Here is a 15,187-nt window from a genome sequence, read left to right as displayed (position 1 = left end):
GGCGAACCACCCACCCGGTCCGCCACCGACAGGAAGGGGACCCACGAGCCATGGCACGACTCATCGTCATCGGCAACGGCATGGCCGGCCACCGCCTGGTCGACACCCTCACCCGCGCCGACACCGACCGAGCCTGGCAGGTCACCGTCATCGGCGAGGAGCCCCGCCCCGCCTACGACCGGGTCGCCCTCTCCAGCTACTTCGACGGCGCGAGCGAGGACGACCTGCTGCTGGGCGACCTCACCGGCCGCGCCGACCAGCGCCTGGCCGAGCGCGTCACCGCCATCGACCGCGAACGGCGCACCGTCACCACCGACACCGGCACCACCCTGGGCTACGACGCCCTGGTCCTGGCCACCGGCTCCACCCCCTTCATCCCCCCGGTGCCCGGCGCCGACCTGCCCGGCTGCCACCCCTACCGCACCATCGAGGACCTGGAGGCCATCACCGCCTCGGCCCGCGGCGCCGCCACCGGCGCCGTCGTCGGCGGCGGCCTGCTCGGCCTGGAGGCCGCCAACGCCCTGCGCCTGCTCGGCCTGGACACCCACGTCGTCGAACTCGCCCCGCACCTGATGCCCGCCCAGGTCGACCAGGGCGCCGGGGCACTGCTCGCCCGCATGGTCGCCGACCTGGGCGTCACCGCCCACACCGGCGCCGCCACCTCCGCCGTGACCGCCGGCCCCGACGGCCGCGCATCCGGCCTGGACCTGGGCACCGAGGTGCTGCCCGCCGACATCGTCGTCTTCTCCGCCGGCATCCGCCCCCGCGACGACCTGGCCCGCCGGGCCGGGCTGGAGCTGGGACCGCGCGGCGGCGCCGCCGTCGACGACGCCTGCCGCACCAGCGACCCCCACATCTACGCCGTCGGCGAATGCGCCAGCCACCACGGCACCGTCTACGGCCTGGTCGCCCCCGCCAACGCCATGGCCGACACCGCCGCCGACCGGCTGCTCGGCGGCACCGCCGCCTTCACCGGCGCCGACACCTCCACCAAGCTCAAGCTCATGGGGGTGGACGTGGCCAGCTTCGGCGACGCCCACGGCCGCGGCGAGGACGGCGCCCTGGACGTGGTCGTCAACGACGCCGCCTCCCGCCGCTACGCCAAACTCGTCGTCTCCGACGACGCCACCCGCCTGCTCGGCGGGGTGCTGGTCGGCGACGCCTCGGCCTACGGCACCCTGCGCGCCCTGGTCGGGCGCGAGCTGCCCGGCGACCCCCTGGAGCTGATCTCCCCGGCCTCCTCCGGCGCCGGGGCCGGGCCCGGAGCGCTGCCCGAGGACGCCCAGATCTGCTCGTGCAACGCCGTCACCAAGGGCGACATCGGCGCGGCCATCGGCGCCGGGGCCCGCGACGTGCCCGACCTGAAGAAGGCCACCTGCGCCGGCACCAGCTGCGGCAGCTGCGTGCCCATGCTCAAGACCCTGCTCGCCGACGCCGGGGTCGAGCAGTCCCGGGCGCTGTGCGAGCACTTCGCCCACTCGCGCGCCGACCTGATGGAGATCGTGCGCGCCACCGGCACCACCACCTTCTCCGAGCTCATCGCCCGCCACGGCACCGGACACGGCTGCGACGTGTGCAAACCCGCCGTGGCCTCCATCCTCGCCTCCCTGGGCAACGGGCACATCCTCGCCGGAGAACAGGCCGGGCTGCAGGACACCAACGACCACTTCCTGGCCAACATGCAGCGCAACGGCACCTACTCGGTGGTGCCGCGCATCCCCGGCGGCGAGATCACCCCCGAGCGGCTCATCGTCATCGGCGAGGTCGCCCGCGAGTTCGGCCTCTACACCAAGATCACCGGCGCCCAGCGCATCGACCTGCTGGGAGCGCGCGTCGAACAGCTCCCCGCCGTGTGGGCCCGCCTGGTCGACGCCGGTTTCGAGTCCGGCCACGCCTACGGCAAGGCCCTGCGCACCGTCAAGTCCTGCGTGGGCTCGACCTGGTGCCGCTACGGGGTGCAGGACTCGGTCACCATGGCCATCGACCTGGAGCTGCGCTACCGGGGCCTGCGCTCCCCGCACAAGCTCAAGGGGGCGGTGTCGGGGTGCGCCCGCGAGTGCGCCGAGGCCCGCGGCAAGGACTTCGGGGTCATCGCCACCGACAAGGGCTGGAACCTCTACGTCGGCGGCAACGGCGGCTTCACCCCCCGCCACGCCGAACTCCTGGCCTCCGACCTGGACTCGGCCACCCTGGTGCGCTACCTGGACCGGTTCCTCATGTACTACATCCGCACCGCCGACCGGCTGCAGCGCACCGCCGCCTGGATCGAGTCCCTGGACGGCGGGCTGGACCGGCTGCGCGAGGTGGTCGTCGACGACGCCCTGGGCATCGCCGCCGACCTGGAGGCCGACATGGCCGCCCACATCGGCGGCTACGCCGACGAGTGGCGCGGGGTGCTGGAGGACCCCGACAAGCTCGCCCGGTTCGTGTCCTTCGCCAACGCCCCCGGCACCCCCGACCCGACCATCTCCTTCGACACCGTGCGCGACCAGCCGGTACCCGCGGCGCCCGTGCCGCTGGGGATGCCCGAACCCGCGAACACCGCGACCGCCGCGACCGCTGTGGAGGCCTGACCATGTCCGTACTGACCACCGAGACCCCGGCCGCCGCCGACGCCTGGACCGCCGTGTGCCCCAGCGCGCTGCTGGCCGCCGAGCGCGGAGCGGCCGCCCTGCTGCCCGGCGGCGAGCAGGCCGCGGTGTTCCGCTCCGCGGCCGGGCACCTGTACGCGGTCTCCAACATCGACCCCTTCACCGGGGCCGCCGTCATCGCCCGCGGCATCATGGGCGACCGCGCCGGGGAGCCCACCGTCGCCTCCCCGCTGCTCAAGCACGTGTTCAGCCTGCGCACCGGCCTGCCCGTGGACGGGGGCGGGCCGGGCCTGGCCACCTACCCGGTGCGCGAGCGCGACGGGCGGGTGGAGGTCGGCACCGCGCACGGCCCCGACGGGGGCGCCCTGTGACGCCGCCCGCCGCGGCCGCCGAACAGCACCCCGACGCCGCACCGCCCGGCCCCGGCCCCGCCCCCACGGCCGGGCCCGGGGCCGGGCCCGCGCCGCTGGAGGGCTTCACCGTCGGGGTGACCGCCAACCGCCGCGCCGAGGAACTGGCGGCCATGCTGGCCCGCAAGGGCGCCGAGGTGGTGTGCGCCCCGGCGCTGCGCATCGTGCCGCTCAGCGACGACCAGCGCCTGGCCGACGTCTCGCGCGCCCTGATCGAGCGGCCCCCCGACGCGGTGGTGGCCACCACCGGCATCGGGTTCCGCGGCTGGCTGGAGGCCTGCGAGACCTGGGGGCTGGCCGAGCCGCTGACCACGGCCCTGCGCTCGTCGCGGCTGCTGGCCCGCGGCCCCAAGGCCAAGGGCGCCATCCGCGCGGCCGGGCTCACCGAGGAGTGGTCGCCGCCCTCGGAGTCCTCGGCCGAGGTCCTGGACCACCTGCTGGAGCGCGGCGTGGCCGGGCTGCGCGTGGCGGTGCAGCTGCACGGCGAGCCGCTGCCCGACTTCTGCGCGGCGCTGCGCATGGCCGGGGCCGAGGTGGTGCAGGTGCCGGTGTACCGGTGGACCGGCCCCGAGGACCCCGCGCCGCTGGACCGGCTCATCGAGGCCGCCTGCGGCGGCGGCCTGGACGCGCTGACCTTCACCAGCGCCCCGGCCGCCGCGGGGCTGCTGCAGCGGGCCCGCGCCACCGGCGCCGACCGGGCCCTGCTGCGGGCGCTGCGCGCGGGGCGGCCGATGGCCATGTGCGTGGGGCCGGTGACCGCGGCGCCGCTGGCCGCCGAGCGGGTGCCGGTGCACTGGCCCGCGCGCGGGCGCATCGGCGCCCTGGTGCGGCGCCTGGCCGAGGAGCTGCCGCGCACCAGCCCGGAGCTTCCGGTGGCCGGCCGGGTGCTGCGGGTGCGCGGCCGCGCCGCCGAGGTCGACGGGGAGCTGCGCCCGGTCACCCCGGCGCCGATGCGGCTGCTGCGCGAGCTGGCCGACCGGCCGGGCCGGGTGCGCCACCGCTCGGAGCTGCTGGCGGCGCTGGGCCCGGAGGCCGACGCCCACGCGGTGGAGACGGCCGTGGCCCGCCTGCGCACGGCGCTGGGCGACCCCAGGATGATCCAGACGGTGGTCAAGCGCGGCTACCGCCTGGCCCTGGACGCCATGCCGTGTGAGTGAGGGCCGGCCGCACCGGTCGGAGCGGCGGTCCCGCATACGGCATACCATCCCGCCGACCATCCGACGCCTCCCGGGCAATGGGGCCCGGCCCACCCGACCACGGACCGACGTCCCCGTTCTGGAGGCCCACATGAGCGATACCACCGCCCCCGCCCTTCTGCTGGCCGTCCACGGCACCCGCGACCCCGAGGGGGCGCGCACCGCACGCCGCCTGGCCGCCGCCACCGCGGCGGCCTCCGGGGCCCCGGTGCGCCTGGCCTTCGCCGACGTGCGCGAGCCCGACGTGGGCCAGGTCGCCGCCGCCGTCGACGGGCCCCTGGTGGTGGTCCCGGCCTTCCTCGCCTCGGGCTACCACGTGCGGGTGGACATCCCCGAACAGCTCGCCCGGGTCGGGCGGTCCGAGGCGCCCGTGGCCCGGGCCCTGGGCGCCGACCCGCGCCTGGTGGCGGCCGCGGCCCGGCGCCTGGCCCGGGCCGGGCACCGCAGGGGGGAGCCGGTGGTGCTGGCGGCGGCCGGTTCCTCGGACCCGGGGGCGCTGGCCGAGGTCGAGCGGGCCGCCCGGGCGCTGTCGGGGCTGGTGGAGGCGCCGGTGGAGCCGGGGTATGCGGCGACGGCCGCGCCCACCGTCGCCGAGGCGGTCGCCTCCCTGCGCGCTCGGGGGGCCGGGCGGGTGGCGGTGGCCTCATGGCTGCTGGCGCCGGGCCTGTTCCAAGGGCGCCTGGAGGAGGCGGGCGCCGACACGGTGGCGGGCCCGCTCTGCCCGGACCCGGCGGTGGCCGAGGTCCTGGCCGACCGGTACGCGGCCGTATGCGCCGGGACGGGGGAGCGGACCCTGGTCCCGCAGGCGGGGTGAGGGGCGCCGACCCCGCCCCCGTCCCCGCGTAGGGGGTCCCTGCCCGTGGAACATCGCGCGGGGCGAGCGGCCCCGGGGCCCGGCTTCCAGGCCCCGGGTGCCTCTCGGCCCGGCGACTGGGCTGGTACCCCACTCCGGGCCCCGGCCGTCCGCCGGGCCGCCGCGGCGCGAGGGAGAGGGCGGCGACGACGCAGGGCGGCGGCCCTACCTGCCGGTCGGTCGGCCGCCGGGTGAGTGCGTGGTTCCCCGTGGTTGGCGGCGACGGCGCAAGCGGGCCGGTCCCCCGGGCCTGCCTGCCGGGCGGCGGGCCACTCGCGGTCCGGGTGGCCGGGCGGCTCGGCTGGTCCCCCACTCCCGGGCACCGCCCGGGAGGCGGGCTCCGGGGTGCGGGGCGAAGGTGGCGACGGCGAGGGTCGGCGGCCCTCGCCGGTGCTGTCGGATGGTCCGAGGGCAGCGGGGGTGGTGCTTCCACCACGCGATCACCCACCAGGTGGTTCGTTCACCGCGCTCGATCGGCCGACGGGCGCAAAGGGGGCCGATATGCCCGGTTTCCGGGGCGGGGGTCTCACCTGTTGGGCGAGGTGTCCGGATGACGTGCACCCCTCCGACGGAAATCTCCGGTCCGGGCATGGCCGCGAAGGTGAGGCGTGTTCGCGTTCGCGGCGGCCGCCGGGGCGCCGTCTCAACCAACGTGCACCCCTCGACGGAGAACCTCCGGCATGGTGAGACGCAGGAGCCATGGTTCGCACTCTCCGACGCCCGGACCCGCCCCCGCCAGGCCCACCCTGAAGTCGGCGAGGCGCTGACCTGGGTGAACACTCCGCGTTAAGGGGTGCGAGGACCGTGAAGCGCGCTCAGCGACACCCGCGCGAGCCCCGGGCGCACGAAGTCGACGATTCCAGAACAGGTTCTGCAAACGGAATGCCCGGTTCATGCCTACCTGGGGCGTTCACCTCGGGCGTCCGGGCAGGCGCAGGGGGCACCCGGGCGCCCCGTCGGGCGCCCGAGGTCCGCTCGGGGCCGATATCGGCTACCCGCAGTGACGACAGGGGCGGTAAACAGCCCCGGAGTGCCGTTTGGGGCCCTCTCGGGCGCAGAACGTGTTCTGGAATCGCGATGACCGTGCACCCCCGCCGCCCGCGCCGCCGCCCCGGGCGTCGAACAGGGCGAGGGGCGGGCCCCGACACCCCGAGAACCAGGCAAACCGGACACCGGACAGGTAGGGGCCGGGCCGGAACCCGCCTTCCGGACGCCACGGGCGGCCCGGGGCCATCCCGCGTGGCGGGTCCGCCACTCGATCACGCGGGAAACGTCCCTTTCGCGACGCGGGATCGCCCGCCCCCTCCCCGCCGCGCCCGGTATGCCCGGTATGCGCGCCCTGGTGGCCCCCTCCGTGATGATCTCGGGGAACCCGTTCTTATGATGTCCGTTTCAACCCCGACTTCCCCGAGATCGACAAGGGTGCCCACCGTGTCGCCACTCGCGCGATGATCTCGACGGAAGTGCTGCCAATACCGCCGGAATGACAGCACTTCCGTCGAGATCATCGCGGGAAGGGCGCACCGGGGCGGCGGCCGCCACGAACGCGGGCGAGCACGCGCCCTGCCCGGCCGCGCCGCGCGCCCGGACCGCGAGGGGCCCGGCGGACGGCAGGCAGGCCCGGGGAACCGCCCCGCTCACGCCGTCGTCGCCAACTACGGTGACCACGCACACGCAGCACAGCCGACAACGCTGCCGTAAGGGTCGCTGACCTGCGTCGTCGCCGCCCCGCACCTTGCACCCCGGCGACCCGCCGCCCGGCCGGAGCGCGTCAGCGGGGGACCGGCCGAGCCGCCGCCGCCCCGGACCGTGAGGAACCCGCCCCCCGGCAGCGCCGCCGCAAGGGCCGCCCGCATTCCGGGCGGCCTGTTCCCTCCGCTTTCGGGCGTCTTGTATATCCGGATTCGGGGGATCGACGGCGGTTCGTGGCCGGATGCGGCTATCGGCTGGTGGGCTCCTCTCTAGAGGGCATAGACACAACGTGCCGCGGCAGTGACCCCGAGGAGCCCCTCCATGCCCGCCGAGCCCGCCGACGACCGGAACGAGCACACCCTCTGGCACCGCGACGACCCCCGCTACGACCGCTGCGCCGGAGCCTGGGTCGGCGCCGCGGCCGCCGCGTGCATCGTGGGCGCCCCTCCCGCCATGGCCCAGGAGGCCACCCACCCCGACGGCGACGGCGCCGGGCCCGCCCTGCTGTCCTGGCTCATCGCCACCGCCTTGGAGGGCGTGGCCGACCCCGCCACCGTCCACAAGGCCGTCGACGCCCCCGCCGACCGCGCCTGGGCCCTGGCCCTGCGCTCCATCGCCGCCGACGGCACCGTCCCCGACCCCGACCCGGCGGTGCCCCCGCACAGCCCCATGGGCGCCGGCTGGCGCGCCGCCGCCCGCGCCCCCGCCCCGCCCCTGGAGCCCGCCCGCGCGGTCTTCCCCTGCTCCCAGCTGGTCGAGGCGGTCTGGCGGGCCTACGCCGCGGGGGGCGACGAAGCGGCCATGTACGCAGGGGCCATGGCCGGGGCACGGTGGGGGGCCTCGGGCATCCCCCTGGAGGCCCAGCGCCGCCTGGCCGACATCGTCGCCCCCCGCTCCCTGCTGGAGCGCGCCATCGTCCTGGCCCGCGGCAGCGACCCCGGCACCTGGCCCGAGGCCGCCGCCCAGCCCACCGGGGAGGCGCGCTCGGTCAACACGCCCTTCTGCACCCCCCACCCCCACGACCCCGGGGTGCTGCTGGGCAACATCGCCCACCTGCGCGCGGGCCCCGACGTGGACGCGGTGGTCTCGCTCAACCGCACCGGCCCCGCCGACGCCCCCGCGCACCTGCCCGCCCGCGACCGGGTCGAGGTCTGGCTCGCCGACGCCCAGGGCCCCGGCGTCAACCCCAACCTGCACTTCGTGCTCGACGAGGCCGCCGGCGCCGTGGCGGCCCTGCGCGCCGAGGGCAAACGCGTGCTGCTGCACTGCGCCGCCGGCCAGTCCCGCACCCCCGCCGTCGCCGCCCACTACGCCACCCTGGCCTGCGGCGCCGACGTGGTGCAGGCGCTGCGCCGGATCATCGAGGCCACCGGAGGCCACCTGCACACCCCCGCCCTGGCCCGGGCCGCCGCCGCCCTCAACGGCGTCGACATGCCCGACCCGGCCGCCGCCCTGTTCCCCGGCGGCGCGCCCCCGGACCGGCGCTACCCGCCCCTGTGAGGCCGCCAACCCCTGCGGGACCGGCCCCCGAGACGGCGAAGGCGTGTGCGCCCCCGGCCCCGGGGGCGCACACGCCCGACGGAGAAACCGGCCGACCCTAGCCGACGACCTGCCACTCCACGTCCACCACGCCCTGGCTGGCGCTGGCGATCGTCTCGAAGGAGGCGGTGGACAGGTCCAGGCACCGCCCGGCCACGTACGGGCCGCGGTCGTTGATGGACACCACCACCGACTTGCCGTTGGAGGGGTTGGTCACCTCCACCTGGGTGCCGAACGGCAGCGACTTGTGGGCCGCCGTCATCGCCGAGGGGTCGAAGGTGCCCCCGCTGGCGGTGGGCTGGGGGTCGCTGTACATCGAGGCCTCGCAGGCGCCGCCCTCGCCGGTGGGCTGGAGCCCCTCGGAGGAGCCGGAGGACTCCTGGGAGGACCCCCCGCCGGAGGACTCCTCCCGGGCGGGCTCCTGCTTCTCCTCCTCGGCCTGGGCCGCGGTCGCGCTCGCCGCGCCCTCGGCCCGCGAGGCGGCCTCCTCGCGCTGCTCCTTGGCCTTGTCGCGCTCCTGGTCGACCTTCCCGGGGTCGGCCTGGGGCGCCTGCTGGGCCTCGGCGCCCTGCTCGGAGGTCTGGGCCGCAGGGACCTTCGCGGCGCTGTCCAGGTCCTGGGGCTGGGCGCCGCCCACCACGGCGGCGCCGGCGACACCGCCGGCGGCCAGCACCGCGCCCGAGGCGGCGGTGGCCACCAGGGCGCGCTTGCTCTTCAGGCGCTGGAACACGGAGACACGGTCGGGCTGATGACTGCCCACGGCAGATCGTCCTTTGAACGGGAACACGGAAAGGCGGCTGCGCGGGGCCCGGAAACCGCCGGGACCGCTCGTCCGGCGCCTCCCGGAACCGAGGGGCGCGCCGGCGCAGCTGGGCCGCCCGGGATCCAAGGGGCGACCGGAAAGAGCTGGTCACGTGTACGCAAAGGGGGTGAAGACCAACGGGGACCGACCCTAACCATCACGGTCGGGTAACGAGAACCGAAAACCCGGGTTTGTGCAACATGTCACCCTCGCCCGCTCCGCCCGGTGAAACCCCCGGCGCCGACGGTGACACCGCCGTGACCCCCGCCGCGCGGCACCGTGTCCGCCCCCACCCCCGCGCACCCGCCGCGCCCGCCCGAAACACCCCGCCCGCCCCGCCGCGCGTGTGAACAGCGCTCAAACGGCGCACCACCGTGGCACAATTCCCCGCGAAGCAGCAGCCGGGGAGGGAGCGGCCAGGTGTTCCGCAACGAGACCGGATGGGTCATCTCGCCCACCGACCTGGTCGACTCCATGGAGTGCGACCACCGCAGCCGCCTCAAGGCCGCACTGGCCGCCCACGTCCCCGGCGCACCCGCCCCCGCCGACATCGACCCCCTGGTCGCCCGCCAGGGCCACGAGCACGAACGCGCCGAACTCCAGCGCCTGCGCACGCTCTTCGGCGACGCCCTCGTCGAGATCGAGGACCCCCGCCCCACCCACGCCGACATGCTCCGCGCCGCCCAGGCCACCCGCAAGGCCATGGACGACGGCGCCCCCGTCCTCTACCAGGCCGCCTTCTACCACCCCCTGCGCCCCGGCGTCGCCTTCCACGGCCGCGCCGACTTCCTCGTCAGCACCGCCGTGGACCCGGCCACCGGCCGCACCCGCCCCCGCACCGGCCCACACACCTACGAGCCCTGGGACACCAAGCTCGCCCGCCACCCCGGCCCCGGCGCCGTCCTGCAGCTGGCCGCCTACGCCGCCTCCGTCACCGAGGCCGGCGCCCCCGCCCCCGAGCACATGCACCTGCTCACCGGCGACGGCACCGCCCACACCCACCGCGCCCCCGAGTTCCTGCCGGTCCTGCACCAGGTCCGCACCCACCTGGCCGACCGCCTCACCGCCCCCGGCGGCGGCCCCCTCGACGCGGCCGCCATCACCCTGCCCGACCCCCTGTGGGGCCCACCCCGGCCCGCCTGCGACTCCTGCGGCTACGCCGCCCTGTGCACCGAGGGCCGCGCCCGCGCCCGCCACCTGACCCTGGTCGCCGGAATCCGCACCGACCAGACCCGCAAACTCGCCGACACCGGCATCACCACCATCGACGCCCTGGCCGCCGCCCAGGCCGAACAGCGCCCGCCCGCGCTGCCCCCGCACACCTTCGACCGGCTGCGCGCCCAAGCCGCCCTGCAGGTCCGCCAGGACGCCACCCGCACCGACACCGACCCCCGCGGCACCGTCCTGGCCGAAGTCCACTCACCCGAGGGCCTGGCCTCCCTGCCCGCGCCCAGCCCCGGCGACGTCTTCTTCGACATGGAGGGCTACCCCTACTACGAAGGCCCCCAGGGCCGCGGCCTGGAATACCTCTTCGGCGCCGTCGCCCGCGACCTGCCCGAGGACCCCGGCACCGGGCCCGCCGCCGACACCCCCGACGCCCCCGAGCGCTTCCACGCCTTCTGGGCCCACGACCGCGCCCAGGAAAAACGCGCCTTCGAGGACTTCGTCGACTTCGTGTGCGAACGCATCGACCGCGACCCCGGCGCCCACGTCTACCACTACGCCTCCTACGAGGCCGACCGCCTCAAACTCCTGGCCGCCGCCTTCGGCACCCGCGAAGCCCAGGTCGACGAGCTCCTGCGCCACCGCCGCCTGGTCGACCTGTACACCGTCGTCAAAAAGAGCCTGCGCGTCTCCCAGCGCTCCTACTCCATCAAATACCTCGAACCCCTCTACCTGCCCCAGACCCGCAGCGGCGACGTCACCACCGCCGTCTCCAGCATCGACGCCTACGCCGAACACGCCCGCGCCGCCGCCGACGGCGACACCGCCCGCGCCGCGCAGATCCTGTCCGACCTGGCCGACTACAACCACGACGACTGCGCCTCCACCGCCCGCCTGCGCGACTGGCTCGAAGACCTGCGCCGCGACAACGGCATCGACACCCGCCCCGCCGCCCAGGGCGAACTGGCCCCCGACGACGCCGACGAACGCGCCCAGGAGAACCGCCGCCGCCGCGAAGAGGCCGAAGCGCGCCTGCGCGCCCTGACCGCCCCCCTCCTGGACGGCGTCGCCGACGACCCCCGCCGCCGCGACCCCGACCAGCACTCCCGCGCCCTGCTCGCCTCCCTGGCCGGCTACTACCGCCGCGAGGAGAACCCCGCCTGGTGGGACTTCTTCCGCCGCCTCACCGCCCCCATGGAGGAGCTGGAGGCCGACAACGACTGCCTGGTCCCCGTGCGCGTGCGCACCGGCGAATGGGCCGAGCCCGCCGGCCGACAGCGCAAGTCCCGCCGCGAGATCGAGGCGCGCGCCGACCCCGCCCGCCCCCACCCCTTCACCACCGGCGACCGGGTCCGCCTGCTCTACGCCGCCACCCCCGGATGCCCCGCCGACGCCGTCGACGCCCAGGTCACCGCCGCCAGAGCCGACACCCTCACCCTGGAGGAGACCAGCGACCCCCAGCAGACCTACGCCCGCGCCCCCGCCGCCGTCCTGCCCGGCGCCCCCGTGCGCTCGGCCCCCAAGGACGCCGCCCTGTGGTCGCTCACCGAAGGCGTCCTGCCCGACCTGCCCCGCCTGCCCGACGGCCCCGGCACCGACCTCCTCCGGCGCCGCCCCCCGCGCCTGGCCCACCTGCCCGCCCTGCCCGACCCCGCCGACCACGGCGGCGACACCGTGGCCGCCGCCATCGCCGCCGTCGACGCCCTGGACCACTCCTACCTGGCCGTGCAGGGCCCACCCGGAGCCGGCAAGACCTACCTGGCCGCCCGCCTCATCGACCACCTCATCGCCACCGGCCGCACCGTCGGGGTCTGCTCCACCAGCCACAAGGCCGTGGAGAACGTGCTGTCCGCCGCCCTGCACACCGCCCGCGCACACGGCCGGGAGCTGCCCTGCGCCAAACGCCCCTCCGGCAAGCCCGACCCCGACGCCCGCTGGGAGCAGCCCGCCACCGTCAAGGCCCTGGCCGCCTGGCGCGCCGCCCACCCCGGCGCCCACCTGGCCGGCGGAACCGCCTGGACCTTCGCCAACGAGGCCGTGGCCGCCGACCCCTTCGACGTCCTGGTCATCGACGAGGCCGGCCAGTTCGCCCTGGCCGACACCCTCGCCGTCTCCGCGGCCGCCCGCAACCTGGTGCTGCTGGGCGACCCCCAGCAGCTCCCGCAGGTCGTCCAGGGCTCCCACGGCGAAGGCGCCGACGCCTCGGCCCTGGAGCACCTGGTCGGCGAGGCCGAGATCATCGACGCCTCGCGCGGCTACTTCCTGGACCAGACCCGCCGCATGCACCCCGCCGTGTGCGCCCCCGTCTCCCGCCTGGCCTACCGCGGCCTGCTGCGCGCCCACCCCAGCGCCGCCGAGCGCACCGTGGCCGGGGTCCGGCCGGGCCTGTACGCCCGCCCGGTCGAGCACCAGGGCCGCACCAGCCACAGCCCCGAGGAGGTCGAGGCCGTGGTGCAGGCCGCCGCCCACCTGGTCGGGCGCACCGTGCACGAGCCCGGCGCCACCGCCCAACGGGAGCTGACCGGCGAGGACGTGCTGGTGGTGGCGCCCTACAACCTGCAGGTGCGGGCGCTGCGCCGGGCCCTGGCCGAGGCCGGGATGGAACAGGTGCGGGTGGGCACCGTGGACCGCTTCCAGGGCCAGGAGGCCCCGGCGGTGATCTGCTCGATGACCGCCTCCAGCGGCGCCGACCTGTCCCGCGGGCTGGACTTCGTGCTCTCGCGCAACCGGCTCAACGTGGCCCTCTCCCGCGCCCAGGTGGTGGCGCTCCTGGTCTACTCGCCGCAGCTGGCCCAGGCCGCGCCCCGCACGGTGGAGGAGCTGCGGGTGCTCTCGGGCTTCTCGGGCCTGTGCGCCCAGGCGGCCCCCTGGCCGCCCCCGGCCGAATAGCGCCGGCCGCCCACCGGGCACCCCTGGCGGCGGCCCGCACGGAAGGGGGCGGGGCCCCACGCGGGCGAGCCCCGCCCGCCCCCTCCCGCCCCGCGGAACGACCGCACCGGCGGGCCCAGCCGCCCGCACGGCCCGGCGCGCGCGGAGCGGATGAAAGGGCGGGGTCCCCCTTCGGCCCCCGCCCGATCCGCGCCCCGGCGTGTCCACCCTCTGGATCGCCGGCCGCCCCCAGCATCGCCCCCGCCGGTTTCGTTCGGCTTCCCGCCCGCTAACACCCCAGCTCGCGCCACACGCCCGCCCGCCTGTCGCCCCCCGGTGATAGGAACGGCACCTCCACCCCCGGCACCCGCCCTCCAGGAGGAAGCCGTGACGACCGCCCTCGTCCTCATCGACGCCCAGCGCAACATGCTGCACGGCCCCGACGCCGTGCCCGCCGCGCCCCGGGTCGGCCCCGCCCTGGCCGACCTGCTCGCCCGCGCCCGCGCCGCCGGCGCCGCGGTGGTCCACGTCCAGAACGACGGCGGACCCGGCGAGCCCGACGAGCCCCACACCCCCGGCTGGGAGCTCGTCCACCCGCCGCTGCCCGGCGAGGCCGTCGTGCGCAAGACCGCCCCCGACGCCTTCGCCGGGACCGCCCTGGCCGACGAGCTGGCCCGCGCCCACGTGCGCACCGCCGTCCTGGCCGGGATGCAGAGCCAGTACTGCGTCGCCGCCACCGCCCGCGGCGCCCTCGGCCAGGGCCTGGACACCGTCCTGGCCTCCGGGGCGCACGCCACCTACGACGAGGACGCCTCGGCCCACGCCATCTCCCGCGCCGTCGAGGAGGACCTGGCCGCCCTGGGCGTGCGCGTCCTGCCCGCCGACCGCCTGCCCCTGACCCCGCAGACCCGATGAGCGCCCCGCAGGCCCGCCCCCGCCTGGGCGGGGCCCACGTGGTCACCGGCGGGGGACGCGGCATCGGCCGCGCCACCGCCGAGCGCCTGCTCCAGCTGGGCGCCGACGCGGTGGCGGTGGTCGAGGCCGACCCGGCCGCCCTGGGGTGGGCGGCCGCCCACCCCGGCGCCGAACGGCTGGTGCCGGTGCACGGCGACGCCGCCGACCAGGACACCGCCGAACGGGCCGCCGAGGCGGCCCAGAACGCCGCGGGCACCGCCCTGGCCGGGTGGGTCAACAACGCCGCCGTCTTCCGCGACGCCTCCCTGCACCGGACACCGGCCCGGCAGGTGATGGACCTGATCGGGGCCAACCTCGCCCCGGCCGTCGCCGGGTGCGCGGTCGCGGTGCGGCGCATGTCGGAGGCCGGGGCCGGGGCGATCGTCAACGTCTCCTCCCACCAGGCCCGCCAGGCCGTTCCCGGCTGCGCCCCCTACGCCACGGCCAAGGCCGCCGTCGAAGGGCTCACGCGGGCGCTGGCGGTGGAGTACGGGCCGCACGGGGTGCGGGTCAACGCGGTGGCGCTGGGCTCGGTGGCCACCGAGCGCTACGCGGCCCACCTGGCCGGCCTGGACGAGGAGGGGGCCGGGCGGGTGCGGGCGCAGATGGGCCGGGTGCACCCCCTGGGCCGGATCGGCACCGCCGCGGAGGCCGCTTCGGCCATCGCCCACCTGCTCTCGCCCGATGCGGGCTTCATCACCGGGGCCACGGTTCCCGTGGACGGCGGGCGCACCGTCCTGGCGCACGACCCCGAGGCCCACGAGACGGGGGAGGGGCGGTGAGGACGGGCGGCGGCACCACCGGAGGAGCGGGCCCCGGGATGGAGGGGGAGCCAGCATCCCGGGCACCCACCCTTTGCACTGTAGGTGACTTTGCGCCTACGCAAAGGCGTTTCCCTGAATCGGGCCGCCCCGCCCGCCCCGGCAGGAGGCCGCCGCCCGCCCCGCGGAAGCGCACTCCGCGACGATAGAAGGGGGTCATGACTTCGGGAACGGCGCCACCTCCGGCGCCTGTGGCCGCCGGCGGCGGGCGGGAGACCGGTCAGGATGCTCAGAGCACACCGGGCCCGCTCGCAGCACCGTGCCGACCGCGTCGCCCCGCCCCGCCCCGCCCCGCCC

General features: G+C 76.9%; 9 protein-coding genes. 8 read left to right on the top strand and 1 reads right to left on the bottom strand.

Annotated features, from left to right (window positions below; translation table 11 throughout):
- Positions 1-50: 50 nt before the first annotated feature.
- The 5 genes from nirB (at position 51) to O4U47_RS06060 (ending at position 8,242) form a co-directional block, all read left to right on the top strand.
- Positions 51-2,573 carry a nitrite reductase large subunit NirB gene (gene nirB, locus O4U47_RS06080; RefSeq protein ID WP_270676573.1) on the top strand — a complete coding sequence of 841 codons (2,523 nt, stop codon included), beginning with the start codon at positions 51-53 and terminating at the stop codon, positions 2,571-2,573.
- 2 nt (positions 2,574-2,575) lie between these two features.
- Positions 2,576-2,962: a nitrite reductase small subunit NirD gene (nirD, locus tag O4U47_RS06075; RefSeq protein WP_270676572.1), complete on the top strand. Its 387-nt coding sequence runs from the start codon at positions 2,576-2,578 to the stop codon at positions 2,960-2,962.
- A complete protein-coding gene (locus O4U47_RS06070) occupies positions 2,959-4,158 on the top strand; it encodes a uroporphyrinogen-III synthase (RefSeq protein WP_270676570.1) in 1,200 nt (399 codons plus the stop codon). The genes nirD and O4U47_RS06070 overlap by 4 nt, the downstream gene beginning before the upstream one ends.
- Positions 4,159-4,288: 130 nt before the next feature.
- Entirely contained in the window at positions 4,289-5,011 is a 723-nt protein-coding gene (locus O4U47_RS06065; RefSeq protein WP_270676568.1) for a sirohydrochlorin chelatase, read from the top strand.
- Between the two features lie 2,052 nt (positions 5,012-7,063).
- Positions 7,064-8,242, top strand: a complete 1,179-nt coding sequence (locus O4U47_RS06060; RefSeq protein WP_270676565.1) for a protein-tyrosine phosphatase family protein — start codon at positions 7,064-7,066, stop codon at positions 8,240-8,242.
- 97 nt (positions 8,243-8,339) lie between these two features.
- Here O4U47_RS06060 and O4U47_RS06055 read toward each other — a convergent pair whose 3' ends face one another.
- Complete coding sequence (locus O4U47_RS06055) at positions 8,340-9,041, bottom strand: septal ring lytic transglycosylase RlpA family protein (protein ID WP_270676563.1); 702 nt, start codon at positions 9,039-9,041, stop codon at positions 8,340-8,342.
- A gap of 462 nt (positions 9,042-9,503) precedes the next feature.
- On the opposite strand from O4U47_RS06055, the gene O4U47_RS06050 reads away from it, so the two are divergent.
- The 3 genes from O4U47_RS06050 (at position 9,504) to O4U47_RS06040 (ending at position 14,851) form a co-directional block, all read left to right on the top strand.
- Positions 9,504-13,136, top strand: a complete 3,633-nt coding sequence (locus tag O4U47_RS06050) for a TM0106 family RecB-like putative nuclease (RefSeq protein ID WP_270676562.1) — start codon at positions 9,504-9,506, stop codon at positions 13,134-13,136.
- Between the two features lie 366 nt (positions 13,137-13,502).
- Positions 13,503-14,030: an isochorismatase family protein gene (locus O4U47_RS06045; RefSeq protein ID WP_270676561.1), complete on the top strand. Its 528-nt coding sequence runs from the start codon at positions 13,503-13,505 to the stop codon at positions 14,028-14,030.
- On the top strand, positions 14,027-14,851 hold the full coding sequence (locus O4U47_RS06040; protein WP_270676560.1) for an SDR family NAD(P)-dependent oxidoreductase: 825 nt from the start codon (positions 14,027-14,029) through the stop codon (positions 14,849-14,851). Before O4U47_RS06045 ends, O4U47_RS06040 begins: the two co-directional genes overlap by 4 nt.
- The last annotated feature ends 336 nt before the right edge of the window (positions 14,852-15,187 follow it).

The sequence above is a fragment of the Nocardiopsis suaedae genome, assembly GCF_027706745.1.
In the GTDB taxonomy this organism is placed as follows: domain Bacteria; phylum Actinomycetota; class Actinomycetes; order Streptosporangiales; family Streptosporangiaceae; genus Nocardiopsis_A; species Nocardiopsis_A suaedae.
This window is presented reverse-complemented; position numbering and strand designations above follow the sequence as displayed.

Bases quoted from the DNA above. Each gene is read 5' to 3' on its own strand.
- nirB (WP_270676573.1), top strand. From the start codon at position 51: ATGGCACGACTCATCGTCATCGGCAACGGCATGGCCGGCCACCGCCTG.
- nirD (WP_270676572.1), top strand. From the start codon at position 2,576: ATGTCCGTACTGACCACCGAGACCCCGGCCGCCGCCGACGCCTGGACC.
- O4U47_RS06065 (WP_270676568.1), top strand. From the start codon at position 4,289: ATGAGCGATACCACCGCCCCCGCCCTTCTGCTGGCCGTCCACGGCACC.
- O4U47_RS06060 (WP_270676565.1), top strand. From the start codon at position 7,064: ATGCCCGCCGAGCCCGCCGACGACCGGAACGAGCACACCCTCTGGCAC.
- O4U47_RS06040 (WP_270676560.1), top strand. From the start codon at position 14,027: ATGAGCGCCCCGCAGGCCCGCCCCCGCCTGGGCGGGGCCCACGTGGTC.